Below are 26262 nucleotides of genomic sequence, written 5' to 3' on the forward strand. Positions count from 1 at the left end.
GGAATGAACTAAACTTATAAATAAGACGATATCGGAATAAGGAGATTCATTATGCAGGCCAACGACTATCACGTATTACCTAATGAGGCCCTTGGGGGCTGGGATATACGAAAGGAAAAATCCAAACGAGCAAGTAGACATTTTGAGACGCAACAAGAAGCCATTGCCGCAGCGCGAAAATTCAGCCGCAAAGTAGGTGCTGAACTTTTCATTCATGGAAAAGATGGCAAGATTTTGCGAAAAGACAGCCACGGAAACGATCCCTTTCCGCCAAGCGGTTAACCCCTTCTCTTGAAATTTGCTGTGGGCTTGGAATTAGGGGTTGCCTGATATAGCTCGGCAACTTTGAATATGTATTGATGGGCGGTATTTGACTGTTTTTTTCTAAGTTATTTTTTTTAACCCATCGTTAGAGCATCCTCAGTAGCGAACTCTACACATAAATCGGCAACCTCTTGGTAAAATTCCTCCCGATTATCACTAACCTGGGGATGCTCATCGAAGAATATTTGCAAATCACCAATAGGCTCTATCAGGCTCATTGACATTGAGCTAAGCGCGGGTGGTAAATGGAGTGGCATGAAGGAAGCATCGTTATTTATACAACTTACAATTGTTTTTTGAGCGTCATAGAGCATTGCAAGCATCGTGTCTTCATAGCCAGTGGCTTGCTCAAGCAAATTCTCAATCGCAAGAGACTCTTCTTCATCAAATTCAAACTCCAAAGCAAAACCATCAATAAATTTATTGAGTATAGTAATTTTTGTACGTTCCTGTGGAGTAAAGTCGTCGTTATTTCCCGAGAGAGAGGGCACTGCTGCAGCAATCACCTTTAACAACGCTTCAGGAGAGCGATAATGCCGTACGTCGCTTAATAACAGTTTTGTTGCCGGCGTAAAATTCTGACAAGCATAAATAATCTCAAGTAGAGAAGTCAAATCATAGTAAAATTGATAATGATTTACCATATAGCGGCCAATGTATTCGCCAATACCCTCCCACATAAGCGCAGATTTTAACACCGCCAGCAACACGCTATTTTTATTTGATTCCAATGAATTTTTTGCATCTCTCCAGACATCAAAACCTTGGCAGAATTCCACAATAAATAAACTGCCTCTTAAAAACCCCATTTCTGCATAGAGGCAAGCCAATTTTTCAATGTCTGCCAGTGATTTATTTTTTTGCAGGTAAGCCAAAGCCATTAGAGCAGCATGACAAGCCTTATCGGTTGTCAAAGTTAATAATGCCTGGTGTTGTTCTGCATCAAACTCAAGAAAAAATTCAATGAGCTGTCGACGCTGGCATTTCCAAGTTTTCTTACCGACACGAAATATGACTTCATCTTTAATGTCATTGTATTCATTTATACAACTCACAAGTTTTTCCAACTTCTTAAAAGAGCTTCCTTTAAAAATTTTGCTTGTCTCTAAACAGACCTGTGTAAACACATGCTGATATTGGATTTCTGATGGAAATTTTAAATCATCAATTAATTTTTCTGCCGTTATTTTACCCACCAGGCAATACGTCATGAATTGATAACTACGCTCCGAAGGAAGCTTAGACAGCGTCGTTGCACAGGCGTTAAAAAGTTTATTCACCCTAGCGTAGCTTGGTTTAAAAAATTGATGATATGTTAGGCTGTGTTCATAGTGAACATAGCCTAAAATCTGTAACCATACCTTAGTAGGTAATGCTTTACTCCAATCATGAATTTTTTCTACAGCATTCTGCCCCATTTTTTCTTCCCGAATGGTTTCCTATTTATTTCTTGCAATTGTGTAACCATTTTTGTTTGTCTCTAAATAGTCGCGGAAGTCAATTTCGATTCTACTTGTTGACATAGCTCAGCAAATTGTTGATAAAACTCTTTTTGGTTATCCTCAACTTCAGTAGGGGCATCAAAAAACTCGGCCAAATCATCAATTGGCTCCACCTGATTTTCCGTTTCCTCTGCACGAGTTAAAAAGCTTAGAGACGTAGGGGCGGCATTGCCATCCATATAATTCTGGACAGTTTTAACTATCTCGCATAACTGCTTAAGTATTGTCGCATGATGATTTCTATCCAGAGTATTGTACAACCCTATCATTAAATCCTTTTCATCTTTATCGAAAGAGAAATTTCGAACATATTTTTCAAAGAAGTGCTTAAGTAGTATCAGATTATCCCTCAAGTTACGAGGATAACCGCTGCTATAATAATTCCTATTGAAGATATAACCCACTTGAATCATTCTCAGCATTACCTCAGGTGCTTTGTAGTGTCGGACATCATTCAGCAACAACTTAATGGCAGGTGTATTGTTTTGGCAGTTATGAATACTTTGTAGTATAAATTTGTGATCATAGTCGAACTGATAATGCTCCATGAGGTAATACTTTAAATACCCACCAACCTTTGGCCATGAAAGAGAATAGTCTAATACCCTCTGCAAGACGTTATTTTTTACTAAATCGAAATCTGTTGGCTTTACATCTCGATGTATACTCAACCGAAAACAAAACTCTAGAATAAACAAGCCTCCCCTTAAAAGCCCTACTTCTGCGTACACACTGGCTAACTGCTCAATTTGTTCGAGTGATTTATTCTTTTGAATATAAGCCATCGCCAGAAGTGCTGGGTAACAGCGCTTATCATTGGTTAATTTTGCTAATAATTCCTCTTCTTTGGCATCCATCTGAAAAATAAACTGCGGTATTTCCCCAAGGGATAGAGGTCGATTGACTTCTTCTATAAATTCCTCATCCTCTACATCGTAGTCTTTAAACGCAAGGAGACGCTCTTCTATCTGATCAAAGTTATTTTGCTTAAATAGTTGAAAAACTGCTGAAAAAATATAATAAAATGAGTTTTTGTATTGAGTGTCTGGCGAGCAGTTTAGTTCTTTGATTAAATTTTCGGTTGCTTTTTTACCCACTAAACAATAAGTCATGAGCCGATAACTTTTTTCTTCACGGTTAGACCAATAATCTGCAAATGCATTAAAAAGTTTATTTACCCTTGCGTAAGAAGGTTTGAAAAAGAAAGGTCGGTTTTGATTATGATCATAATGCACATAGCTTAAAATTTGCGCCCATACTTCCGTAGGTAACATTACACTTGGATCGTTTTGCTCTTCAACTTTATTTTGTCCTATCTTGGCCTTTTTACCAGGTTGCTCCCCAGTGTCGTCATCATGAGGTATCTGTCCTGACTCGGTTTCTTTTATTGTGAGTTCATCTTCATATAGTTCTTGAAGTTGTGTGGGCATATTTATCTCCAGCAGCAGATTTCTATAAATGATTTAAAGGGATTTTGGTGACTCAGCTTTATTGTGGTTGCTGTTCACTACTTCTTTCGTTTTTTCCAATTGAAACTTAAAAAAACGATGTGTGGTTTTATAAGGACTATCTGTCCCTAAAAAAAATAATATATGGCTTGCTATGTCGTCAGGCAGATTATATTTCCTGGCAATAGCCGGCATGGATCCTAGCGCTCTGGCTAAATCAGATTCGCCATTTCCTGTAAGGATAAAGCGCTCCCTGTTCTCGCCAAAGGCTTTCAGAATTTGATCTTTTTCTGCAGAAGTTCTTCCTGTAAACAAATCATTATCGCTTAACTCAACTAACTTAATCGAAACAGGAATTGCAGCCAAAATTTTAATTAACTCCTCAACCGTGAGTATATAAAGTCGATTTCTTCGTAAACTAAGTGAAGTAATGTGAGGGGGAATAGCGCTCAAAATCGCAGATGTGTTTTCAGGAGTTTTGTATAGGAAGAGAGCATTATCTTCTAAATCAAGTGTTTTAACGGAAGCTGGGATAGCGGCCAAAATTTCAATCAATATCTTAAATGCAAATCTACCAACATTAGTTTTTCCTAACCTAAGTGAAGTTACATGCTCAGGAATGCCTTTAAAAAGCGCAACCAAATCTGAAGCTTTATAGTTGGTTAAATCAATCTCGCTGAGATCCAGTAAAGTCACGCTCGATGGAAGCGCCCTCAAAATTAGGGATAAACCCTCACGTTTATGCTTTAGTTTCAAGCGCTCATCACTCAAACTTACTGAGATTAAGCTTAAGGGCAGCGCGTTAAGGATTTTAATCAAATCATTCGTGGATTTAAGCCAGAGGTGGTTACGGTTTAGATTCAGGGAGAGTAGACCATTTCGCAGCGCGCCTATTATTTTAACCACATCGTCAGAAGCTTTTATCCCAAGCCCATTACCGGTCAAATTGAGCGAAGTTATACTCGCCGGAAATGCCTGTAAAATGGCAATTATCTCCTCAGTCGATTTTCTCCCAAGGCCGCCGCCTATCAAACTTAGGGTAGTAACATGGGCTGGAATGCGTTGGATGAGCGGTATCAGTACTTTGCTAGTTTTATTTTCTAAAGCGCCAATACTCAAATACAAGGTAGTGATATTTTGTGGCAAGACTGAAACGAGGCGCGAAATGGTAGATACATGCAAAGAGACTATATTTTTGGAAATGGCTTGGCAGACCTGGGCTATTATTTCATCTGCCAATGTTTCAGGAAACTGTCCCGATAAATGAAGTGATATAATGCCGGCAGGGATAGCTTTAAAAATCTCTACCAGAGCCTCACCGGAAAGATGTTGGAAACTATTAAGATCTAGATATAAGGTGTTTATATTTTTGGAAATAGTTGTAAATCTCTGGATTACTTCTCCAGCGGATGGCTGCAAACCCTCTTCCCAATACATATGCAAAGGGTTTGAAATCAGGGGACTGTTATTAAAAGGCATCGTTAATCCTAAATTTGACCAACAAACACATATTTTGGGCAATATTTTATCTTACTGACGATGATGCAAACATAGGTAAGTTTACCCATACACCTCCTTGTCCACCCAATTATAAGAGAGTTGTTACCACCCAACTTGGCTTATTTACAAACATAAGAGAATCTTCTATCATTGAATAATGTCACATTATTCATAAAGGAGGCGCGATGAGCCGTGGCGGAAAACGATTGGGAGCAGGGCGTCCGGTAGGTAGTAATCGCTATGGGGAGACCACCAAAACACTGCGCGTCCCTTTATCTCGCATTGCGGAAATAAAAAAATATCTAGAGCGCCCCAAAGATATTCCACTTTATAGTTCGAAGGTGCGCGCTGGCTTTCCCTCCCCCGCGGATGATTATATTGAGTCATATCTTGATTTAAACCAACATTTAATTAAGCATCCTGCGTCTACCTTTTTTTTAATTGCAGCCGGGGACTCGATGATTGGTGCCGGTATTCAACCGGGGGATATGTTGATTGTTGATAGAAGTCTTGAAGCCACCCATGGCAAAATTGTCATCGCCGCCATTGATGGGGAGCTTACCGTTAAACGCCTGGTTAAAACCGCCAACGGTGCCCGCTTGCTTCCTGAAAACAGTGCCTATCAACCTATTGATATTACTGATTCTCAAGATTTAGTGATTTGGGGTGTGGTCACTTATGTCATTCACCAGGCCGTGTGACGATGTATGCCATCATTGATTGTAATAATTTCTATGCCAGTTGTGAACGTCTATTTCGGCCTGACCTAGTTGAAAAACCTATTGTTGTTTTAAGTAATAATGATGGTTGTGTGGTTGCGCGCTCGAAGGAAGCCAAGGTATTAGGCATTCCAATGGCTGTTCCTTTTTTTCAAGTAAAAGCGCTTTGTAAACAGCATAAAGTTCATATTTTCTCTTCAAATTATGCCCTTTATGGCGATTTATCACAGCGAGTCATGCGAGTTATTGAAGAAAACTGGCCAGACATGGAAATTTATTCAATCGATGAGGCTTTCCTGGATTTAAAAACATTGGCTTATGAAAAACTTGACCGGTTTTGTGTTGATCTACAGAAAAAAATTTTAAAAAATACCGGCATTCCAACCTCTATTGGCATCGGTCGAACAAAAACGCTGGCCAAGGTAGCCAACTGTATCGCCAAGAAAAACTTAAGTACCCCGGTATTTAATATTACGGGCCAGGAAGCCATTTGGCTTCCTCGAATAGGCGTTAATGAAATTTGGGGTATTGGTCGTCAGTGGGGTAGAAAATTAATAGGCTTAGGGGTGACTAATGCTTATGAATTAGCCACGATGAACCAACAACTGCTTAAAAGTAAATTTAGTGTGGTTTTACAATGCACTGCTTTGGAGCTTACCGGAAAAGCTTGTCTTGAGCTTGAAGTGCCCCAACCCAAACAATCGATTATGTCTTCCTGCTCTTTTGGCCAATTGCAATCAGAATATCATGCGCTTGCAGAAGCCATTAGTCATCACTGCAACATAGCCTGGGCGAAAATGCGAAAACAGGGGCTGGCCACACAGCATTTGTCTGTCTTTATTCGTTCAAATCCTTTCCATCAGCATTTACCCCAATATGCGAATGTGATCGGCTTTCGCTTGGTTAATCCTACAGATGATATTCGTTATTTAATACAGGCAGCAAAATTCTGTTTAAAACAAATTTATAAAGAAGGTATTTCTTATTACAAATGTGGCGTACTGCTCTCTGATTTAACGGATAAACACTGTCGTCAAATGGATATTTTTAATCAACCCTCAGAAGAGGCGCTTCTACAAAGCGAGAAAATAATGAAAACAATAGAAAGCATCAACAAAAAATATGGCACACACACTATTCGTTTGGCCGCAGAGGGTTTGCAAAAATCCTGGTCAATGAAAAGGGGATACAAAACACCAAGCTATACCACACGCTGGTCCGAGCTACCCTTAGCTTATTTAAAATAATCGCTTCGAATTGCCATTAGAGCTTCCATTTTGGCTTATTTTCTTATTTTTTAACAATAATTTGCTATATTTTTATTGTACCGAGAGTTTAAGGAAGGGGATGTTTGAGAAATTAAAGCCCATTAAACTTAATATATTAGTATTAAATTTTCTTTTTTTAATTGCCCTGTTAACTTTGGGTGCTATTAGTTATTTGTCTTATTCACAATTAAAGAGCCTTATTGAAGCAAATCTGCGTGTTAACCACGCTTATGAAGTTATTGGACAAATCGATGCCTCACTTTACTCGTTTGCAGAAATTGAAGCGGAGCAACGCGCTTATCTAGTATCGGGGAATAAAGATTTCCTTAAAGAAATTCCTATTATCAAGCCTAAGCTTGATAACTATTTAAAAGCATCTTTGGCGCTTACCGAAGATAACCACAAACAGAATGAAAGAATCCATCGATACGCAGCGTTAATTGAAGCAAGACTTGTCCTTCTACATCAGGTAATAGACTTAAAGGCCAACAATCAATTAAACACTCCCGAAGGTCTTGCTCTTTTTCATCGCAGTAGTGAAATTTCAAATGAGGCTAAAAGTTTAGGTCAAGAAATTAAATCGGTTGAAGAGGTTTTGTTAAGTGAAAGAAATCGTTTAACTATTCGCAGCGCGCAAATAGGCAGCATGTTATTGATTATCGGAAGTACTTTGGGGATTATTTTTTTAATAATACCCTTTATCCTGGCCAATATAGAATTAATCAACCGCAAAATTATCGAACATAAAAATCGCCACACAAGAACGCATCTACGCCAAATTATCGAGAGCGCTAAAGATATGATAGCAGCACTTGATAGCAAAAATCGTTTTGAAATTTTTAATGCGGCTTATCAGCGAGAATTTAGACAATTATTCGGTAAAACATTAAGCATAGGTATGGATATAAATAACATATTATCCGACCTGCCACAAAATAAGCAATATCTGATAGATATCTGGAAAAGCTCTTTACAGGCTGATGAGACTGTCCAGGTCGTGGAAGTGGAGCATGAACATGGGAAAAGAACTTATGAACTAAGCGCTAGCCAAATAAAAAATGAACATAATGAAATTAAAGGCGTAGTTCACACCGTTTGTGATATCACCAATAGAGTGATAGAACATTCCAAGCTTCAGAAATCTTATGAGAAATTATCAGAGGGGATGCAAGCGTTACAACTTAAAAATGAGCAAATCACATTGTTAGTGGATATGAGTGATATCATGTTGGCTGCCAATTCACAAGAAGAATTAAGTAAGATAATGGCCAAATTCGCGCACTCGTTACTTACTTTCAGTAACGGCTATCTATTTATTATGCATCCTTCTAAAAACTACCTTGAGAAAGCGGCTCGCTGGGGTAATCCACACACTCAGGAATCAATTATCACACCGGAACGGTGCTGGGCTATAAGACTTGGGCGGATGCACTATATCAAAAAAGCAGAAATGGAATTAGTTTGTGAACATATAGATACGAGTGCTAAAAATTTGCCTGCTTTTATTTGTGTGCCCCTTATGGCTCAAAACGATATTTACGGTCTTTTATATATTGAGGTTTCTGATTCCTCGTTTAATTTAAATGAGGAAACTCGTTTAATTATTACTGCCTTTGCTGAATTAACTGCACTAGCTCTGGCAAATGTACGTTTACGGGAAAATCTACGCTACCAATCTATTCGCGACCCTCTCACAGGCCTTTATAATCGACGTTATCTTGAAGATGCTCTTTTTAAACAGATTCACCAGGCAGAGCGTAGTCAGTTTCCTTTTGCCTTGTTAATGTTAGATGTCGATCATTTCAAAAAAATTAATGACAATTACGGCCATGATGCAGGAGATAGTGCTTTGAGGGAGATTGCTAAGATATTGGAAGGGCACACTAGACAAAGCGATATTATCGCACGCTACGGTGGAGAGGAATTTATCATTATGCTTCATAATATCGATTTGGACAAGGCCAAAAAATATGCGGAAAAGATTAGAATCGCGGTATCCAAATTGCAAATTAAGTATGGCGCTCAACCCGTGGTGCCAATCACCGTTTCCATTGGGATTGCTGTTTTTCCTACTGACAGTAAAAATAAAGAGGAACTGATTGAGCTGGCTGACAAAGCTTTATATGTGGCAAAAACAAGCGGAAGGAATAAGGTTGTTGCCATTTCTGGAACCAATAAAACACCCATTAATCAAAATTAATACAAGACTGATCGTCAAATATTCTATTCACCTTCTTCTTTCGTGCTGCGACTTGCTGCGGTTTCAGAATCGAAACAAAAAGTCGTTCTATCATGGATACTGCGGACAAGCCGCAGTACGTAGGGATTTATTTTATTTAAATCATTCAGTGCCTTAGCCCTGCATATTTTCCATATTACGGATACGCTGTACTTCAATGACTAATAATTTAAAATAATCGTAAGACATGTAGAAATTACCATGATCGCCAACGTCATCACCCCAGGAGTTACGCAAAGTGAATAAACCGCGATGCTCATTGCCTTTATCATCAATTGCTACTGCATTGTCATCAAAACCGGTAATTACCATTTCATGACCACCAAAATTGGGGTTTAAGTAAACGTCCCTGGCAATCTCTGGTGTTAATACCCAAGAATCAAAAGTAGACTTATGCGTACCAACTGCACCCATGAAACCCAAATCGAAATCCAAAAGTAAAACACCGAACGTGAGTCTGTCTTGCTCTTTTAGTGCACGTTTCACTTCGGCGACCACTTTATTGGTATCGGTTCGATCAGAAATAGCATTCATGATATCCAACACTGGAGACCAAGCGATTTTTTCACCGAGATTTTCGCTCATTTGATGGTATTCTTCCGGTGTCATTTGTACATCAGGCTCACTGCCGTGTATAGGGTATTCGGTAATGCCAGCACAACCTTGAGAAAGTTGCTGCTCTTTGCTAACTATACCAAACACATCCATTTGATTAAGTACAATACGGCCAAATGAACCATTCCAACCACTGCTACCATAAGCATTTTGTTCAAGGTAGCGGCCAAGCTCTAATTGACATACCTGGCTAATATAATCCCCTTTCCCTAAAGCAGCATCCACTGCTGCAGTCGTTGCAAACGTTACACAAGTACCATGCATACCCTGATTTAATACAGGAACTTCATTCATACCAAGCTGCACAGCACTGCCTGAAGCATCTTTAGCACTTAAAGCAAATTGCTGAGTATGGGAGAGAGCTTTTTGGGCTCGATTAGCAAGATTCTGTTTTGTGGTTGCTGATAATTGAATATCCAGAAATTTAATTTGTTTTACACTATTAGTTGCTGCCCTTGTAATATTTTTTGCATTCTTAACAGCAGGGACTTTTGCTGTTTTCGTTATGGTTCCAACAATTTTAATATCCTGAGCCGCCAAGCTTCCACTTACAAGCATCGACAAAATGGCGAGTTTTGCTACCTTCATAGTCAGTCTCCAATATTACTCCACGAGTTTTGTGGCAGGCGAGAGTATATCATAGGTATTAAAAACTGTTCATTAAGGATGAATAAAAGTCTAAACGATGAGGATACACCAGCTTTACAGCGCAGTTTACTATAATTAAGAGGAGAAACTCTTAGATAGGGAGATTAATATGAGCCTGATTCTGTTATTAATTTTAATTTTACTATTAGCCGGTCTTGCTCCAGCCTGGCCTTATAGCAGAAATTGGGGTTATCGACCTTCAGGAATTGTAGGGGTATTAATAATTATCCTATTACTTCTTTTGATTTTTCAGGTTATTCCTGTATAAACAAAACTCCCAATGGAACAAGTTAATGCTTTACTTCCATTGGGAGTAGATGACCCTAATGCATTGTATTTTGAAATAAGTTAATCATTGCTTCATTAAACTTCGGTATATCATCAGGTTTGCGACTCGTTAACAATTGTTTATCACACACCGTGGCTTCATCTACCCATTCAGCACCCGCATTCATTAAATCTACTTTAATAGAAGGCCAGGAGGTTAATTTACGCCCTTTAACAACCTCTGCATTGATGAGCAACCATGGCCCGTGGCAAATTGCTGCAATAGGTTTCTTTTGTTCTTGCATTTCACTCACAAAGGACGCTGCTTTAGGAAAGGTACGTAGTCTGTCGGGATTGATTACGCCGCCTGGCAACAACAAGGCATCGAAATCATAAGCATTTGCTTCATCCAGAGACACATCAACCGGGAAAACATCACCTTTTTCATAATGATTCCAACCCTGCACTTGACCTTTTTCAGGGGATACCAACACTGTTTCAGCCCCCTCCTCCTCCAAGGCTTTGCGGGGTTTTTCCATCTCTACTTGCTCAAATCCATTGGCAACCAAAATAGCCACTTTAATTCCATTTAATTTGTTCATATGAACCTCCTACCTAAGCTATCCTTTTTTAAAGTATAGAGGTTTTTAATCGATTTAAGGTCGGGAGACTCACCGACCTTAAATAAAAATTACTCATCCTCTCTTTTACAACTCATTCCCCAACAGGCACCGATGCAAGTAGACACCGCGCCGATAAAAAAGAGAACAAAAATCATGAAGGCGCCCCAGGCTAAACTGTCTGGAGAAACATTTGCAGGGACTGCAGTTCCAGCAGGTGCTGTCGTTGTTTGGTTACTTGTTTCGTCTCTAGTTACATTTGGCGTAGTGGTTTGAGTTGTAGCCACTGCTCGTGAAACGTGAGTTGTATAAGTAGAAACATAACTACTCATATGACCTGCCATAATAGCCCCGAGAATTAATGAGATAACCCAGGTTGTAAATCCATAAAGAATTCCAAGATTTCTTTTTGGGCAATACAAACGCCCCAAATAGCCAGCCGCATAACCCGCCACTATCATTGAGGCAATAACTCCAATTAGCAGGCCTATCAACCCGCCAATTGCAAGGACTGTAGCACCTTCCTGATTTAGCGTAAATAAACTTAGACCTATGGCAATACCAAACAAATTTAGCAAGAAACCCAAGCCCACGCCCACAAGGGCACCAACGAAAATCGCTGTCCATGAAATACGCTTAAAGACATGATGGCAATGATTTGTTTCAGTTATCATGATAACCTTCCTTGTTTAAAATTAAAAAAATCCCTATTAAAAAATATGGGAAACCAACCATATTAATACCAATATACTTAATGGTACCCCTAATAACCAGGCAATTATGTATTTAAGCATAGTTATCTCCTTATAAGCGATATGCGCAAAATTTTCTAAAGTCGAAATGAGTCTATAAATTCATCTCCTCCTTAAAAGAAATAGAGCAAAATATAAAACAAGGCAAACCAAATCTTATATAAAATTATCACTATGGAGTAATTTTCAGGTAAATAGGTGGAAGATTTTGGGTATCAAAACGAGCAAATACCAATTTATCTACAGGTTGCTTAGATGCTAAGTCCAAACATTGATTGTGCAGTCTTGCTTCAAATCGATAACCGCATTTTTCGATGACTCGCAATGAAGCAAAATTATCCGCCTGAGAGCAGATCTGCACCCTTGCTGCTTTTAAATAGTCAAAGGCATAACGAGTAAGCGCAATACTTAATTCGGTAGCAAATCCTCTACTCACGTAATGGCTATGTACCCAGTAACCGATTTCATAATAAGGGACGGCAGGATCACTCTGATCGTTATAACCACTGGCACCAATGATACGATATTCTGGCTTTAGCATGACCAGAAAAGGCATGTCTTTTTGGCGTGGTGTGCCCCAATTTATCCTACTTTCTTCAATAAATGATTTGGTTGCTTCCAGGCTTGGATCACAGGCCCAGGGCATCCAACGCGCAAGCTCAGCCAAAGACTCCTTAATGGCTTGATTTAGGGGAAATTCATCCCCCGGTTGGGGCGGCCTTAGGATAAGATTTGTCGTTTCGATTGAAGGCATCAATACCTCTAACAACTCATTAAATCACAAAGAAGTATTCAAGCATTTTTGCATAACTAGTTCTATACTATCTTTAACAAATTCCGGCAAAGAGAAGCACTATGGCTGTCACTACTGGATTATCAGGAAATGAAATCTATTGTTTGGCAGAAAAAGGTTATACTCCCGGCAATATTGTGGTAGGAAACAGTGTCCATTCATTAGGCCTTATTCGTAGTGTTGGCACCGGTTTGAAAGCCATGCTGGGGGGGGAGCTCACTCAAATTACTCAACTGATTGAAGATGGGAGAAAAACAGCCTATCAACGCATGCTACAAGAAGCCGTCAATTACAATGCTACCGGTGTTACAGGCGTTGATAGTCAACTTATTTTTCATGGCGGTAACGTTGAATTTTTGGCGATTGGCTCAGCCGTTCATGCCAATGGGACAACGCCATTGAACAAGTTTTCAACCTCAGCAGATGGCCAAGAACTTTTTGCCCAGTTAGATGTAGGCTTTAAACCTGTCTGTTTTGCCTTTGGTAATGTGGCATATTCCATGGGAATTGGCCGAGGCCTTCTTGGCCGTTTAAAAACATTGGCTCGGGGGGAGATTAAAGAATATTCTCATATTTTTAATCACACACGTCATTTAGCGTTAAGTCGTATTATAGCTCACGCCAAAGAACACAAGGCCAATGCCGTGCTTGGAATTAAAACTACCATTTTGCCTTTCGGCGGCGTTAATGAAATGTTAATGTTGGGTACGGCTTCGAGCCATGCCAAGCTATCTGGTGATACATTTAATGAACCTATTAGCAGTGACATGACGAATATTGAAATGTGGAACATGATAAGTAAAGGCTACATGCCACTGCGTCTGTTACTGGGAACCTCTGTGTATTCTTTGGGACTTGTGGGTGGCATTACCTCCACTATAAAATCTTTTGTGCGCGGTGAAATTAATGAGTTAACTCGATTAATTTACGATGCGCGTGAAAACGCATTAGCCATTATTAATGAAGAAGCCAAAGCGATTGGAGCGGATGATGTCATTGGTGTTAAAACCTATGTGTATCAATTAGGAAATGGCTTAATTGAATTTTTAGCCATTGGCACGGCGGTTAAAAAAACCAGTAGTCTCACGACAGAATCAAGTCAACTTCCACCCCAGGCAATCATTGTTGATAAAGATAGCTTCTATGATTCAAACGTTAACAACAGTTTAAAGGTGAATATCAATACGGGTAATAAACCCATTAACAAAGGTATGATGTTTATTTATATTCCCGTTATTCTCCTGCTTCTATTGCTACATTTATTTCTTAGAATGATGACTGATTGAAAAGGGTTAGCCCTGCTCCACCAGCCTTTTTACTTTCTCTACAAAAACAGGTCCAGGATCATCCTTGTCCGTTTGATAATTAGGATCGCGTTCTAGCCAAAGCGCGGTATGTTTGAAATTTAAATAATCCCTATGGCCAATCACATGGTTTATAGACGGATATTTTTTCTTTAAATGACACACTAAAAAAGCATTTGCTTTGACTTGTTCCTCGGTCAAATCATCGATGCTGTTTACACCTCCAATATTTTCAATACCAATTGCATAATGATTTAATCCTATCACATGTCTTGCCATCCAGTTTTCAGGCATCAATTGATAAATAGTGCCATCGCGATCCACTACAAAATGACTTGAAACGTTTAAATTTCCTGGCAACTCTTTAATACGTGGTGAACTTTGCGGAAAAACAGCTGGATTAAATATACGGAATGTGGCCTCAAACGTGGGGATGCATGTCCAATGTAAGACAATCATTCTTGGTTCAATTTCAATCGATGGCGAATCAATTCCATAATGGGTTAACTGGTATTGCCGGGTTAAGGCAATACGCTCTTTATCGAATTGGATTGGTGCTTGATGAATGGTTTGCCCATCCTGACAAGAAAAAGCATGGGTCAGCGAGCTTACTAACAATAAAAAAAGTGCAAGAATTTTCATTTATTTTTTAAGACCATAAAATAAGCTGTCACATAGTTGGGTAAATGACGGTTTGCTCGGTAAAATGCCTCTTTCCCGGCATAACTTCCTGCTAAAAAATCCACCTGATACAAATTATGTTGAAAAGCCCCTCCAGTATCCGCCAAAATACCAGCCCGTGTCACTATCTTCCCCCTTTTATCCGGGTACTGAATCATTAAAATTTTACCCAAACCTAATTGCTCAAGATCCGCTGCAAAAGTAACTTCAGTATTTACTGTAATTTTATGTTCCGCGTCTTTACCATAGCCTTTAATGCCATCAACCGCTTTAAAATACCAATAACGCTCCTGCTGGTAAGGATTTCTGGCCTTATCATAGGGAATATTGTTACAGCGATGAACATTAAATGTTTTTAAATGCTGTTTGCCAAAATCGGCGACCACTGTTCCCTGCATTAAAGCAGCCTCCAAATCCTCCCGACTTAGATACGCAAGTACCGGGACTTGTTTTCTAATTAAGGCACCTTTTAATACGGCTTGTTTTCCATAATGGAATCGCATCAGCTCAGGTTTTTTCTCTGCGTCTTCAAGGGGCAATGTTTCTTCATCTTTGGGTAGGGCATGCAGCGCAAAAGGGTAGGTAGTATTAGGTGTATTTGAAGCTTTGGCCCGATGAACATAATATTTGGTCATTAAAATTTTATCATTCGGTAACTTAGCAATTAAGGGCTTGGTTAATTGAAGCGGTTTGGTCTGCTCCATATCTGGGTACCAGCGAATGAAGTCAAAATGTTGTTTTACAAAAGCAGGATGATTTAATTCATTTTGATGCTGACAAATAAACCGCAACGTTGCTTTAATTCGCGCAAGTGGCAGCTTAAACACTTTGCCCTCATGAATCACACGTGAGTCATAGTGCTTCCCCTTATTTAAATAAGCCAGAGTTTCTTTGGCTGTTGCACATAAGGCAGGGCCATTGATCGCATAGTAAGCAGCAGGCAAAGGCTTTGCAGGTGAAAAATGAGGTTGTGCAACAGTTTGCGAAGTAATTAGCAAAGCACTAAAGGATAAAGAAAGTAAGAATTTGTTCACTGTTAAAATTCCAACGTTAAAAAAGGCACAAAATAGACAACAGGCATATCGGCCAGAAAATAGCTTTCATTCTACCTGATTCCGCCTCATACAATGAAGTTATGTTGTAACTGAGAGAGTGATTGGGTCGAAATGACCCAAAGCGTGAAATATGTTTCCCTGAGCATCTTCTTCTGCTCAGTGGGCGAAGAAAATTTTCGCTTGACGGCTATGTACCTTGCAACCTAACTGTGTTCATTTTTTTTGTTCGCTTACCGGGCCCAATGTACCTGTACAGATACTACCATTTTCATAAAACGTGCAGGAGTTTTGAGTTTGTGGGGTGCCATTATTTCCGCCTGACACCTCATTTAACTGCTCTTTTGCAATTTTTTTGCCTTTATTTTGTCGGGAAAGTTTTGCAGATTTTTTCATGGTAAGCCCTTATAAAGAGAAAACTACCTTTTAATAGTAGTACAAAATTGCCGCAAATAGGATAAAAAATGGCATTAACTTTGAATTTTGCCATCTACGATATGAATGACTCTGTCGGCCATGGCTGCGAAAGCAGGTTCATGCGTAACAACTACGACAGCGCGCTGATGTTGATGAGCAAGTTCTCTTAAAATCGTTTGCACGTTCATACTTGAGGCAGTATCAAGGTTTCCGGTTGGCTCATCTGCCAAAATTAACGGTGGTTCATTGGCAAGTGCCCTGGCAATTGCCACACGTTGGCTTTGTCCCCCAGAAAGCTGTTTGGGAAGTTTATGGAGCTGTTCTGCCAAACCTAAACTGACTAATAAATTGCCGGCACGTTCTTTAATAGCCTCTTTCGATAATTTACCTAAACGTTGCATGGGTAGCATGACATTTTCCAATGCGCTAAATTCCGGGAGCAAAAAATGAAATTGGAATACATAACCAAGCTGAGCAAGACGCATATCAGCCAATTTATCCTCACTGTAGGTTGCGGTATTTTCTCCCAATAACCATAATTTGCCCTCAGTCGGTCTATCCAATAAACCTAATAAATAAAGCAGGGAGGATTTACCAGAGCCTGATGGACCTGTGACTACTACAAATTCGCCAGCTTGTATTGCAAGGGTAATGTCACAGACCAAAGTAACAGGCACCTCCCCTGTTAAGCGTTTCGTCAATTGTTCCGCCCTCATTAATACGGACACTAAAGACCTCCACGCAAAATATCAATGGGCTGAAGCAAAGCTGCTTTGCGGGCAGGAAGCAAGGCAGCAATGATGGCAGCAGTCATAGCAAATGTCGCTGCAATTAAAAATTGAATGTAGCCCCAATCCAAAGGCATACCAATTGTTTCCGTACTACCAGGAGGTTTAAATTTTACCTGCATTAGGCTATACATTAGACTACTTCCCAGCGGCAATCCCAGCAAACAACCGACGAGTCCAAGCAGAACTCCCTGGATAACAAAAATAAGCTGTATATCACGCTTATGAAATCCCATCGATTTAAGAATCGCGATATCACGATGTTTTTCCATGACAACCGTGGAAATCACATTATAAATACCAAATGCAGCCACAATCAGTACCGCGCTAACGACGCTATACATAATAATGTTTCGAATAACCAATGTATTGAGCATGTCCTCTGATTTTTCTTGCCAGGAAATAGTTTGATAACCTACTTGCTTTTCAATTTGCGCAGCTAATGCATGGGCCTCATAAGGATTGGGTAATTTGATGACGATATTGTTAGCACGATGGGTACGATTCAATAAAGCCTGAGTCCGCTTGATACTCACAAAAGCCTGACTTGTATCAAAATCTGAACGACCAGTACGGAAAATACCAAGAATTTTAAAAACTCGAACCTGACCTGTGGGTGCTGTTACCGTAATATTATCATTTAACTTTAATGACAATTTTCGTGCTAACTCATTACCGATAACAATGCCATCAGAATTTATAATCAAATCATCCACTGTTCCTTCAAGCATGTAGTTTTCAATGGTTGAGACTTTTTTAATTTCCTCAGGGATCATGCCATTTAATGTAATGGATAGATCTCTGCCGGCAAAGCTCACCAAGGCTTGACCTACTAAAACCGGTGAAGCAGTAATACCCGGTATCGTGTATAAAAAACTCATCATTTGTTCATAACCACGAATGCCACGTGTCTCCGTCACAGGTTTCACATTACGAATTTCGATAGCACCTTCCTTGTAAAGTTGTTCCACTGGTTGCAAGCGGGGGTTTCGATATTCATCAACAATCGTAATATGTGGTGAATTATCAATGAGACGACGAATAAAATCTTTTTCTGATCCCTGCATTAATGAAGAAATTGTCAAAAAAAAAGCAACCCCCAGCACTATTCCCATCAGCGAGACTACACTTTGCCGTTTACGCGCTAACAAATGCCTTAAAGCAATGCTTAAAAATAATTTCATTCTTTTTCTTGCTCGACAAGGACAGTATTCACAGGTTCCCCTTGTTTTAACGCGAACGTAGGTCGCAACACAATCAGATCACGGGGCTCAACCCCTTGTAAGATCTCTACCTGCTTGAAGCCTTTTGTGCCCAGCACAACAGAGGACTTAACAAGCCGCCCTTGTTTTACCCGCCACACTTTATTTTCTACAATAGACGTTACCGGAAGTAATAAGGCATTTTTCTTTTCATGCAAAATAATATTGGTTTCTGCCGTCATGCCAATCAATAACGGCGTCTTTTCTGTAAAACCGATACGCACCCGGTAGCTACGGGCAATGGGGTCTCCTTTGGGAGTAATACTTTGCACTTTGCCGTAAAAAATACGCCCAGGAAAGGCATCGGCGCGAATTAATACTTTTTGACCGACGCGAACCTGTGCAATGTCCTCTTCATCAACTTCAGTAGAAATACGCAAGGGCGCACAGCAAGACAACCAGAATACGGCTTGGTTGGCAGGAATTAATTGCCCTATTTCACCATCGCGACGAATAATCCGCCCATCTGCAGGGGAAACAAGTTGTAGGTATTTAATTTGCGCTTCAACACCCTGTACGGCTGCCCGGGTTGCATTCCATTCGGCAAGGGTTCTGTCATACTCATCTTTTGATATTACACCTTTTTTAACCAATTGAGCATTGCGCTCATGGCGCTTACGAGCCAAGACTTCCTTTTCTTTTAACTCTATTAAAGAATGCTGCAGCTGGTCGTCTTCCAGTTGGGCTAATACTTGCCCTTTAACAACTTCGCTGCCCTCATCTGCTCTTAATTTAACCAAACGCGCAGACAGATGAGTAGAAATGGGTAACATCACTGTCGCTTCAACCGTGCCCGTCGCATAAGCAGCTTGCACGGCATTACCATAGACGGGATGAACAACTTCTACTGTATCCCTCATTAGCAATGGCAAACCAAACCATCCGCTAATTAGCAGAATAAGTAGCACTACTGTGAGTAGCAATTTTTTTTTCATAATATTATTTTTTTAATCCAGGGACTGAGAAGCGCTGCCTATCCTGTAAGCGTAGCGCAGTTAATTGCCCTCCCCATAAACAACCGGTGTCGATGGCATGAAGTGATGAATCTGGCGATTTACCTTCCAAAGCCGCCCAATGTCCAAAAACAATCTCCACCGGTATTGGCTTGCGCTCAGGAACCGTATACCAGGGAAGATAATTGGCAGGAGCATCTTTTATTGTTCCCTTATAATCTAGAAGCAAGCAACCCTTGGCGTTACAAAAACGCATACGTGTAAAATAATTAGTGATCACTCGTAGCCTTGTGAGGCCCGTTAAATCATCGCTCCAGCAGGCAGGCTCATTGCCATACATATGGGCAAAAAAGTCTGCGTAATTTTCCCCTGACAAAACCAATTCCAATTCACGTGCATACTGTTTTGCTTCTGTTAAACTCCAAACTGGGGGAATACCTGCGTGGCACATAACAAGATTCAATGATGTGTCATGACAAAGAATAGACTGCTTACGTAACCAATGCCCCAATTCTTGGCTATCGCTGGCAGCTAATACTGCCTGTAAACTATCATCAGGATTTTTGTGAGGGTATCCACCAAATAATCTGTTTAATAAATGTAAATCATGATTACCTAAAGTAATTTGAGGGGTGAGTGATAGGTTTTTAACAAAACGCAACACGTCGAGGGATTGTGGCCCTCGATTCACCAAATCGCCTACAAACCACAATCGATCATGCTTATCGTCAAAATTAATATGCTCAAGTAAACGTTGCAAAGGTTCATAACACCCTTGAACATCACCAATTGCATAATCAGGCACCGTTAGTGACTCCTGGCTTTAACATAGGGGGTACTACTGGTGTCGTAAGCGGCTGCCACTTACCCGTAGCACTCAAATGAGGCATGGCACTCACTTGCAAATTGGGTTGCTGACGCGTTAAATGACTATGGGATTGCGATTGATAAATAAGTTCCGTGGTTGAAATGGTATTGTTCTTTCCAGTATTTAAATGATGGAGTTGCACTTTTGCAGGCAGAGCCACCGCATAATCGGCAAAAACAATACCAGTATGCATTTGTTGCGTATGGCTTTGTTCAAAGCGGGAATGAATGCTGCCATCAGGCGCCAAGCGATGTAATCCTAAGGATAAAAAGCCATTCTGTACGGCTTGCCAATTCTTATATTCAGGATGCTCACGTACAAACAATTTAAACACATCAGGCAACATCAACATACCACCAGGGACCATGAATAAAGGGGCTTTGTTAATCATAATGCGCCCGCTATCCAGCGCCTTGGTAAGCCACTGAATAAATTCCACGCCCATTTGCTGCTCAATTTCTGTAATGGATTCTGGTGCCCCGCCTGCAAACGTACTTACACGACCATAACGCCCACTTCTGGCACCATAATTTCGTACCATCATTTGATTAAAATAACGTTGCAAGGCAATGGCGTTCGCTCTTATAAGGATGGCACCAAGCGTTCCTGCGCCTTGCAAATCCTCATTAAGCAAAGCAAGCCATACCGCTAATACTTGTGGATTTGAAGCAATCCAGGCAAAACCACCGGCTGGCATAAGTAATCGCGCTAACAATAGATTCAGGCGTTTGCGAAATTCTTCATCCGTTTCTTTTTGAAATTCATAGCTATAATGGCTACCCACGGCTACTAAGCTCTCCAGTAGAGGGTTCCACTGCTTAAGGAATTGACCATGGTTATCATAAAGTTCAATAGAGAAATCGATTTGTAACTTCGCAATCCCTTGCAATAGGGCAGCAGAAAATAAGGCATACTGCCATAATTTTTGCTCCTCAGTCAGTTCTGCCTGGCCCTCCTGAATGATGTATTGTTTAAACAGGGAAAGTGCTGCCTCCGTGCGATTCAAGGCATGATCCAGGAATCCCCCTTGCTGTGAATAATAACTATTTGCCGTTTCAGGCAAATTTTGACAATGATTTACAAAATTATGCATAAGACTTAAGCACAAGCTATCGAATCGCGCATTTTCTAGAGCACTAGCTTCTCGAATTTGTGTGATGAGGACTTTTCGCTTGTCTTCGGCCAACAAGAGTGGGGCTTGGACTATGCGCGTTAAATCGCGCAAGGATTTAGCATTTAGCGACTTCGCTTTTTTTCCGTAACGGTGAAACAAAATCAACCTCCAAGATCAGGCATGTACTATTAATTTTACACTAATTGGTCATAAATTTCGCTATACGAACATAATCACTAATTTCTATCTGTTCAGGGCGCGAAACAGGATCAATACCTAATTCAGTCAGCTGAGCTGCACTGAGTACAGACTTTAAGTTGTTTGCCAGCGTTTTGCGTCGCATGGAAAATGCTTGAGCCATTAACGACTCTAAGACAGTGAACTCCACCTTCGCATAAGGGGATATACGATAAGGTGTCAGACGAGCAATAGCTGACTCAACCTTCGGCTTGGGATAAAAAGCCTCAGGTGGTACATCAAACAAATACTCCACTTCACAATGATATTGCAACATAACACTCAGTCGTCCATAAGCCTTCGTACCTGGATTCGCACACATGCGTAAAACGACTTCTTTTTGTAGCATAAAATGCATGTCATCAATAAATGGGGCATAATCAAGCAAATGCAAGAGTAACGGTGTTGAAATGTTGTAGGGTAGATTTCCTATTATCCGCAGATGTTCGCCCCATTGACTGTAGTCAACAGTCAATGCATCACCGGCAATCAAATGCAATTTTTTAGCAGCAGGCAACGATTGCAGATGATTCTGTAAATCTTTATCAATTTCAATCGCGATTAACTGATTTAATTGCCGCAATAAAGGCCCTGTTAATGCACCAAGTCCTGGGCCGATTTCAATCACCTTATCCTTTTCTTTTAAATTTAGCGCGCTCAAAATTTTGTAAATAACAGCGTTATCTTGCAAGAAATTTTGGCCAAAGCGCTTACGAGGTTGATGTTTCACTTTTTTTCACCTAAAAACGAAGCAAAAATTATAGCAAACTCTTAGGGGGGACTATAGTATTAACCATTATTTTTATAAATTTTTACCCTGTCTTTTCCTGCCTGTTTAGCTGCATAAAGCGCTTGGTCTGCAGCTTTGATTATATCATCAATCGTCGCACCATGTTTTGGTGCTTCTGCGACACCGATTGAAATGGTTACCTGGGCTAATTGTTGGTTTTTATAAGTAACGGGGGTATCTTTTAATAATTCACGAAACTGATCGAGTTTCTTCGCAGCAGGCTCTAAAGTGGTATTTAATAATGCAACAACAAATTCTTCGCCGCCAAAGCGAAAAGCAATATCACTATCCCGAAAATTACTCTTTAACAATTGGCCAAGCAACCGAAGTACTTCATCGCCGGCTAAATGACTATAGGTGTCATTGAAGTTTTTAAAGTTATCGAGATCTAACATAGCGATGCACAACGTATTTTTTTCACGAGCAAGCCTTATCAGCTCTCTAGATAACAAATCATTTAAATAGCGGCGATTATATAAACCGGTTAGGGGATCATGTAAAGAAAGCTCGTTTAGCGAGGAGCGCAAATTAATATTGGCAAGCGCCAGTTTCACAATATTGCTAAAAGAAACAGCCATGTCTTTTTGATGTTGTGTTAATCGTCTACCCACAGGTGCAAATAAATGAATAACGCCTATTAGTTCATTTTGCACAATCAAAGGTAGCCCTATATTTCCACCCGGTGGAGGTTGAAGGTAATGATGGCATGGAATACTTTTTTGCGGATTATCAACCGAAATGATATCAGCTTCTCGAAGTACAAAACAATCCAGGGGCAAAGAGGTTTTGGTTAATAATTGCTGCTCCCCCCATTGCAGCACCGTCTCTACTTGATTAATGGCTTTATTAAATATCATTAATCCTCCACTTAAGCCCGGAAACAGATCTTGAGCGACCAAACGAATGCGGGGATAGGCTTCCTCCGCTGAAATACAAATCTGCAGTGAACGATTCAATTTGTTTAATAAATTTTCATCATGTTCTAATAGTTTTAATTCATTCAACGTTTCCAAGGTTTTTTCATTGAGCTGTCGCATTTTTTCTTCATTTTCAATACGATCACTGACATCTTTCATCTGCAAAATAAAGTTAACAGGTTCACCCTGATCATCGCGGATAAGCGATAAACTCACCATCGCCCAGATAATACTTCCGTCTTTACGTATAAAACGTTTCTCAAGGTGGGAAATACGCATCTCTCCCTTAAGAATTTTTGTCATGAATTCTTTTGTTATAGCCAAGTCATCACGGTAGGTAATTTCCAGAATATTTTTATTGTTTAATTCGTGATCATTGTAGCCAAGAATATCTTGTAGAGTTTGATTAGCGTGAATACAGTTACCCTCTGGTGAAACGATAGCCATACCAATGGGCGCATTTTCAATCGTATTACGGAAGTTTTCTTCACTGCGTTTTAAATCATGCAGCAGGTTTGAGCTGTATAATTCCAGGTAAATGGATTTGAGGAGAGATTTATTTGCCGCGGCAGTCGAAAAAATTACCAAAGAAACATAGAGAATTACCGCTAAAAAAAGGATAACGGAAAGCGAGTCGGTAATGGATACCGATAAAACAAGCATCACTAGCCAGATAGGTGTCATGAAGCCTAGATAAGCCCAGTGATAGGTGAGTAACTTAGCTGCCGGGGCTCCCAGTAAACCGGTTAAATAAACAAAAATAACAACACGCACCAGCGGATCATTGACATAAATAAATAATAATCCTCCCATCCCCCATAAAATACCGGATTGAAGATTATTCAAGATGAAATATTTTTTCCAAAAAGAGGGATATCGCAACGCTGGCCGTTTTTTTTCTTGATGATAATAAAATATCATTACCGCTCGTAGCACATCGTTTACTACTATCATTAGAATGACCCAGCTAATGACCATCATTGAATTAGTGCTGTGCGGCCATATCAACGATGTATACAGAAGGACTGCCAGGAAATCCGCCAGGATGATAAAATGAAATTTTTTATAGGATTCACTAATTAATCTTTCTTCTATTTGTGACTTGGAAACCCCGGGAAAATCCATTATTTGTTCCTCTTCGGTATTTAACGGGTATTGCCTCGGTGAATACATTCGGTTGTATTAACTGGTCTTGGTCATTATTTTTATAACTATAGCAGCAACATCCAAGGACGTCATTGGGGCTCCCTTCTTTTGGGACAAGCATCAGGAGTTCTAGGACCACATTCAAGAGTAGTTTAAAAAGCAGTTAAAAAATATCAATTGCAATGGTTAAATAGAAAGGACAAGCTAACTGGAACTCATCAAAAGAAGAGTCATTAAACCATGTTGAATCATCTGTTAGAACTTCGCCGTCGTGCTATCTATGTTTTAGTTTTTTTTGTAGTATTTTTTGGTGGCTTCTTTTTCTTCGCCAACCACTTATTTCAAATCTTGGTTGCTCCTTTATTGCAGGCATTGGGTAGTCATGATTCATTAATTGCAACGCAGATCACTTCACCCGTATTAACACCGCTTAAACTCGCTGTGAACGCTGCGGTACTTTGTACCTCGCCCTTTATTTTATTGCAACTTTGGCAGTTTGTCGCACCCGCCTTATATCATCACGAGCGCTATAATCTGCGATTTTTTTTGTTTATCAGTTTGACCCTTTTTTTATTGGGGCTGTTATTTTGTTACTTTGTTGTACTACCTTTCATGTTTCAATTTTTTGCCAATGCGGTTCCTTCTGGTGTTCGATTGTTACCGGATATAGCTTATGCCCTAGATTTTATTACACGCATGTTAATGGTATTCGGTTTTTGTTTTCAAATCCCGCTACTGTGTCTTATCCTGGTTCGATTGGGGTGGGCAGATCTTGTTTTACTTAAACAAATTAGGCCTTATGTCATTGTTGCGGCCTTTACGATGGGAATGTTACTAACACCCCCCGATGTTTTGTCACAAATTATGCTGGCTGTCCCACTCTGCTTGCTTTATGAACTCGGCCTTCTTTTAGCAGCCTTCGCCCAAACCTCCAAACTTAAGAAAATGGTAGCAACCAAAGAATAAGGGTATTGATTAAACCTTGAAACACAATGACCACTAGCAGTGCCAATATGACTAGGTATCTATCCAGGTAATAACCAAAGCCTGGATTAACTGGTACAAAAGGGTCCTTATCTTGCAGCCAACGACTAACCGCACTACAAACCGGCAGGTATAACAGGGCGACAATTTCTATGAATATGCGCGCTTCCATAAAGTTACCCACCAGTAATAGCATTAAAAAATAAACTAAAGCGACATATCGTAGCGGGCGATATTGCCAAGGGATGTAGTCATAAAAGGCAAACCAGAATAAAGGCAATCCAGCAAAACAAAAAATAAATAATAAAAGATGTTCTTCTGCAAAAAGCCAAGCCAGATTGACTTCAAAATGAGTATAATGAGAGCCTCGATAGTATAACTCAACGACGGTCCCTGGAAGATCTTGTGTTAACCATAAAACAATGAATCGGGCTATTCCATAAGCCAAAATTGACAGTAATAGTGGTCTAATCACCGTTGATAAACGTTGCCAATGAAGCGCAGGAATAAGTAATATTAATAAAAAACTGCTTTCTCGATTAAAAGTAGCTAAAAATACTAAAGGGATAAAATATAGCCATTGAGCACGAAGGCAACATAAAAAACCAACCATCATAAAAAGAAGCGAAGCCGTATCATAGGGATAATAAACTGTAGCTTCTCCTGCAATGGCATAACGATAATTTACTACAGTCACTAACGGAAGTAATAAAATGAATAGCCAACTTAACACTTGCGCCTGACGAGGATTAAACGCTTGTTGCAATAGTCTTATCAGTGTCAGATAAGTCAAACTAATTGTGATCAACTCAAGTATTAAAAATAACTCATTTACTTCCAGGGGTATAAAAAACTCCATTCCGCGCGCCAGCGCTGGCATTAACAATCGCTGACCGAAAGGCAGACGAGCTGAAAATTCAAACAATTGTTGGAAGGTTGCATCAATGTAACGACCAGTCAGCTTGATATGAAGAAAAGCATAACCAATTAGCAGCGTAATCGTTATAAACCGGAGTTTATAGACTCGTAAATCCTTTTCCATCCGCTTCATGAT

At 39.9% G+C, this 26262-nt stretch carries 25 protein-coding genes; 7 read left to right on the plus strand and 18 right to left on the minus strand.

Features of this window, described 5'->3' with window-relative positions:
- Positions 1 to 51: 51 nt before the first annotated feature.
- On the plus strand, positions 52 to 282 hold the full coding sequence (locus Ljam_RS09155) for a DUF2188 domain-containing protein (protein WP_058449736.1): 231 nt from the start codon (positions 52 to 54) through the stop codon (positions 280 to 282).
- A gap of 116 nt (positions 283 to 398) precedes the next feature.
- Here the strand turns inward: Ljam_RS09155 and Ljam_RS09160 are convergent, their stop codons facing one another.
- From Ljam_RS09160 to Ljam_RS09170, 3 genes are all read right to left on the minus strand, one after another.
- Complete coding sequence (locus tag Ljam_RS09160) at positions 399 to 1742, minus strand: hypothetical protein (RefSeq protein WP_058449737.1); 1344 nt, start codon at positions 1740 to 1742, stop codon at positions 399 to 401.
- A 62-nt stretch (positions 1743 to 1804) separates the two neighbouring features.
- On the minus strand, positions 1805 to 3256 hold the full coding sequence (locus Ljam_RS09165) for a hypothetical protein (RefSeq protein WP_058449738.1): 1452 nt from the start codon (positions 3254 to 3256) through the stop codon (positions 1805 to 1807).
- 33 nt (positions 3257 to 3289) lie between these two features.
- Positions 3290 to 4753 carry a leucine-rich repeat domain-containing protein gene (locus Ljam_RS09170; RefSeq protein WP_058449739.1) on the minus strand — a complete coding sequence of 488 codons (1464 nt, stop codon included), beginning with the start codon at positions 4751 to 4753 and terminating at the stop codon, positions 3290 to 3292.
- A 206-nt stretch (positions 4754 to 4959) separates the two neighbouring features.
- Between Ljam_RS09170 and Ljam_RS09175 the strand changes: the two genes are divergently transcribed.
- The 3 genes from Ljam_RS09175 (at position 4960) to Ljam_RS09185 (ending at position 8961) form a co-directional block, all read left to right on the plus strand.
- Positions 4960 to 5475 (plus strand): LexA family protein, encoded by a 516-nt coding sequence (locus Ljam_RS09175; RefSeq protein WP_058449740.1) that lies wholly within the window; start codon positions 4960 to 4962, stop codon positions 5473 to 5475.
- 2 nt (positions 5476 to 5477) lie between these two features.
- Complete coding sequence (locus Ljam_RS09180; RefSeq protein WP_058449741.1) at positions 5478 to 6740, plus strand: Y-family DNA polymerase; 1263 nt, start codon at positions 5478 to 5480, stop codon at positions 6738 to 6740.
- A gap of 100 nt (positions 6741 to 6840) precedes the next feature.
- Positions 6841 to 8961, plus strand: a complete 2121-nt coding sequence (locus Ljam_RS09185; RefSeq protein ID WP_058449742.1) for a diguanylate cyclase — start codon at positions 6841 to 6843, stop codon at positions 8959 to 8961.
- Between the two features lie 153 nt (positions 8962 to 9114).
- Here Ljam_RS09185 and Ljam_RS09190 read toward each other — a convergent pair whose 3' ends face one another.
- Positions 9115 to 10203, minus strand: a complete 1089-nt coding sequence (locus Ljam_RS09190; protein ID WP_058449743.1) for a C1 family peptidase — start codon at positions 10201 to 10203, stop codon at positions 9115 to 9117.
- Positions 10204 to 10372: 169 nt separating this feature from the next.
- Between Ljam_RS09190 and Ljam_RS14785 the strand changes: the two genes are divergently transcribed.
- Positions 10373 to 10531, plus strand: a complete 159-nt coding sequence (locus tag Ljam_RS14785) for a DUF3309 family protein (RefSeq protein ID WP_065235535.1) — start codon at positions 10373 to 10375, stop codon at positions 10529 to 10531.
- A gap of 55 nt (positions 10532 to 10586) precedes the next feature.
- On the opposite strand, the gene Ljam_RS09195 is transcribed toward Ljam_RS14785, so the two are convergent.
- The 3 genes from Ljam_RS09195 to Ljam_RS09205 form a co-directional block, all read right to left on the minus strand.
- The gene (locus Ljam_RS09195; RefSeq protein ID WP_058449744.1) at positions 10587 to 11132 is read right to left on the minus strand and encodes a type 1 glutamine amidotransferase domain-containing protein; all 546 of its coding nucleotides are present in this window, start codon (positions 11130 to 11132) and stop codon (positions 10587 to 10589) included.
- A gap of 89 nt (positions 11133 to 11221) precedes the next feature.
- Positions 11222 to 11824 carry a hypothetical protein gene (locus Ljam_RS09200; protein ID WP_058449745.1) on the minus strand — a complete coding sequence of 201 codons (603 nt, stop codon included), beginning with the start codon at positions 11822 to 11824 and terminating at the stop codon, positions 11222 to 11224.
- Positions 11825 to 12074: 250 nt separating this feature from the next.
- Positions 12075 to 12656, minus strand: coding sequence for a GNAT family N-acetyltransferase (locus Ljam_RS09205; RefSeq protein ID WP_058449746.1), 582 nt, complete (start codon positions 12654 to 12656; stop codon positions 12075 to 12077).
- Positions 12657 to 12757: 101 nt separating this feature from the next.
- Between Ljam_RS09205 and Ljam_RS09210 the strand changes: the two genes are divergently transcribed.
- The gene (locus tag Ljam_RS09210) at positions 12758 to 13981 is read left to right on the plus strand and encodes a heavy metal-binding domain-containing protein (RefSeq protein ID WP_058449747.1); all 1224 of its coding nucleotides are present in this window, start codon (positions 12758 to 12760) and stop codon (positions 13979 to 13981) included.
- A gap of 6 nt (positions 13982 to 13987) precedes the next feature.
- Here Ljam_RS09210 and Ljam_RS09215 read toward each other — a convergent pair whose 3' ends face one another.
- The 10 genes from Ljam_RS09215 to Ljam_RS09260 all read right to left on the minus strand — a co-directional run bounded on the left by Ljam_RS09215 (position 13988) and on the right by Ljam_RS09260 (position 24203).
- On the minus strand, positions 13988 to 14641 hold the full coding sequence (locus tag Ljam_RS09215; RefSeq protein WP_058449748.1) for an N-acetylmuramoyl-L-alanine amidase: 654 nt from the start codon (positions 14639 to 14641) through the stop codon (positions 13988 to 13990).
- Positions 14638 to 15714 (minus strand): hypothetical protein, encoded by a 1077-nt coding sequence (locus Ljam_RS09220; RefSeq protein WP_058449749.1) that lies wholly within the window; start codon positions 15712 to 15714, stop codon positions 14638 to 14640. The genes Ljam_RS09215 and Ljam_RS09220 overlap by 4 nt, the downstream gene beginning before the upstream one ends.
- Before the next feature lie 234 nt (positions 15715 to 15948).
- Positions 15949 to 16128, minus strand: coding sequence for a hypothetical protein (locus Ljam_RS09225; protein WP_058449750.1), 180 nt, complete (start codon positions 16126 to 16128; stop codon positions 15949 to 15951).
- Between the two features lie 74 nt (positions 16129 to 16202).
- Positions 16203 to 16877, minus strand: a complete 675-nt coding sequence (locus tag Ljam_RS09230; protein WP_058449751.1) for an ABC transporter ATP-binding protein — start codon at positions 16875 to 16877, stop codon at positions 16203 to 16205.
- Complete coding sequence (locus Ljam_RS09235) at positions 16877 to 18121, minus strand: ABC transporter permease (RefSeq protein ID WP_058449752.1); 1245 nt, start codon at positions 18119 to 18121, stop codon at positions 16877 to 16879. The genes Ljam_RS09230 and Ljam_RS09235 overlap by 1 nt, the downstream gene beginning before the upstream one ends.
- The gene (locus Ljam_RS09240) at positions 18118 to 19134 is read right to left on the minus strand and encodes an efflux RND transporter periplasmic adaptor subunit (RefSeq protein WP_058449753.1); all 1017 of its coding nucleotides are present in this window, start codon (positions 19132 to 19134) and stop codon (positions 18118 to 18120) included. Before Ljam_RS09240 ends, Ljam_RS09235 begins: the two co-directional genes overlap by 4 nt.
- A 4-nt stretch (positions 19135 to 19138) precedes the next feature.
- Positions 19139 to 19957, minus strand: a complete 819-nt coding sequence (locus Ljam_RS09245; protein WP_058449754.1) for a symmetrical bis(5'-nucleosyl)-tetraphosphatase — start codon at positions 19955 to 19957, stop codon at positions 19139 to 19141.
- A complete protein-coding gene (locus Ljam_RS09250) occupies positions 19950 to 21293 on the minus strand; it encodes a conjugal transfer nickase/helicase domain-containing protein (RefSeq protein ID WP_058449755.1) in 1344 nt (447 codons plus the stop codon). The genes Ljam_RS09245 and Ljam_RS09250 overlap by 8 nt, the downstream gene beginning before the upstream one ends.
- Before the next feature lie 40 nt (positions 21294 to 21333).
- Complete coding sequence (gene rsmA, locus Ljam_RS09255) at positions 21334 to 22101, minus strand: 16S rRNA (adenine(1518)-N(6)/adenine(1519)-N(6))-dimethyltransferase RsmA (RefSeq protein WP_058449756.1); 768 nt, start codon at positions 22099 to 22101, stop codon at positions 21334 to 21336.
- A 59-nt stretch (positions 22102 to 22160) separates the two neighbouring features.
- Positions 22161 to 24203 (minus strand): GGDEF domain-containing protein, encoded by a 2043-nt coding sequence (locus tag Ljam_RS09260; RefSeq protein ID WP_058449757.1) that lies wholly within the window; start codon positions 24201 to 24203, stop codon positions 22161 to 22163.
- Between the two features lie 261 nt (positions 24204 to 24464).
- Here Ljam_RS09260 and tatC point away from each other — a divergent pair, with 261 nt between their 5' ends.
- Positions 24465 to 25190, plus strand: a complete 726-nt coding sequence (gene tatC / locus Ljam_RS09265; RefSeq protein WP_058449758.1) for a twin-arginine translocase subunit TatC — start codon at positions 24465 to 24467, stop codon at positions 25188 to 25190.
- Here the strand turns inward: tatC and Ljam_RS09270 are convergent.
- Positions 25162 to 26250 (minus strand): hypothetical protein, encoded by a 1089-nt coding sequence (locus tag Ljam_RS09270; protein WP_058449759.1) that lies wholly within the window; start codon positions 26248 to 26250, stop codon positions 25162 to 25164. The two genes, tatC and Ljam_RS09270, sit on opposite strands and share 29 nt — an antisense overlap.
- Positions 26251 to 26262 lie beyond the last annotated feature (12 nt).

The sequence above is a fragment of the Legionella jamestowniensis genome (genome assembly GCF_001467745.1).
GTDB classification, from domain to species: Bacteria; Pseudomonadota; Gammaproteobacteria; order Legionellales; family Legionellaceae; genus Tatlockia; species Tatlockia jamestowniensis.

Excerpts from the sequence above, each read along its gene's own strand:
- Ljam_RS09155 (WP_058449736.1), top strand. The coding sequence starts at position 52 with ATGCAGGCCAACGACTATCACGTATTACCTAATGAGGCCCTTGGGGGC.
- Ljam_RS09160 (WP_058449737.1), bottom strand. The coding sequence starts at position 1,742 with ATGGGGCAGAATGCTGTAGAAAAAATTCATGATTGGAGTAAAGCATTA.
- Ljam_RS09165 (WP_058449738.1), bottom strand. The coding sequence starts at position 3,256 with ATGCCCACACAACTTCAAGAACTATATGAAGATGAACTCACAATAAAA.
- Ljam_RS09170 (WP_058449739.1), bottom strand. The coding sequence starts at position 4,753 with ATGCCTTTTAATAACAGTCCCCTGATTTCAAACCCTTTGCATATGTAT.
- Ljam_RS09175 (WP_058449740.1), top strand. The coding sequence starts at position 4,960 with ATGAGCCGTGGCGGAAAACGATTGGGAGCAGGGCGTCCGGTAGGTAGT.
- Ljam_RS09180 (WP_058449741.1), top strand. The coding sequence starts at position 5,478 with ATGTATGCCATCATTGATTGTAATAATTTCTATGCCAGTTGTGAACGT.
- Ljam_RS09185 (WP_058449742.1), top strand. The coding sequence starts at position 6,841 with ATGTTTGAGAAATTAAAGCCCATTAAACTTAATATATTAGTATTAAAT.
- Ljam_RS09190 (WP_058449743.1), bottom strand. The coding sequence starts at position 10,203 with ATGAAGGTAGCAAAACTCGCCATTTTGTCGATGCTTGTAAGTGGAAGC.
- Ljam_RS14785 (WP_065235535.1), top strand. The coding sequence starts at position 10,373 with ATGAGCCTGATTCTGTTATTAATTTTAATTTTACTATTAGCCGGTCTT.
- Ljam_RS09195 (WP_058449744.1), bottom strand. The coding sequence starts at position 11,132 with ATGAACAAATTAAATGGAATTAAAGTGGCTATTTTGGTTGCCAATGGA.
- Ljam_RS09200 (WP_058449745.1), bottom strand. The coding sequence starts at position 11,824 with ATGATAACTGAAACAAATCATTGCCATCATGTCTTTAAGCGTATTTCA.
- Ljam_RS09205 (WP_058449746.1), bottom strand. The coding sequence starts at position 12,656 with ATGCCTTCAATCGAAACGACAAATCTTATCCTAAGGCCGCCCCAACCG.
- Ljam_RS09210 (WP_058449747.1), top strand. The coding sequence starts at position 12,758 with ATGGCTGTCACTACTGGATTATCAGGAAATGAAATCTATTGTTTGGCA.
- Ljam_RS09215 (WP_058449748.1), bottom strand. The coding sequence starts at position 14,641 with ATGAAAATTCTTGCACTTTTTTTATTGTTAGTAAGCTCGCTGACCCAT.
- Ljam_RS09225 (WP_058449750.1), bottom strand. The coding sequence starts at position 16,128 with ATGAAAAAATCTGCAAAACTTTCCCGACAAAATAAAGGCAAAAAAATT.
- Ljam_RS09235 (WP_058449752.1), bottom strand. The coding sequence starts at position 18,121 with ATGAAATTATTTTTAAGCATTGCTTTAAGGCATTTGTTAGCGCGTAAA.
- Ljam_RS09240 (WP_058449753.1), bottom strand. The coding sequence starts at position 19,134 with ATGAAAAAAAAATTGCTACTCACAGTAGTGCTACTTATTCTGCTAATT.
- Ljam_RS09260 (WP_058449757.1), bottom strand. The coding sequence starts at position 24,203 with ATGGATTTTCCCGGGGTTTCCAAGTCACAAATAGAAGAAAGATTAATT.
- tatC (WP_058449758.1), top strand. The coding sequence starts at position 24,465 with ATGTTGAATCATCTGTTAGAACTTCGCCGTCGTGCTATCTATGTTTTA.
- Ljam_RS09270 (WP_058449759.1), bottom strand. The coding sequence starts at position 26,250 with ATGGAAAAGGATTTACGAGTCTATAAACTCCGGTTTATAACGATTACG.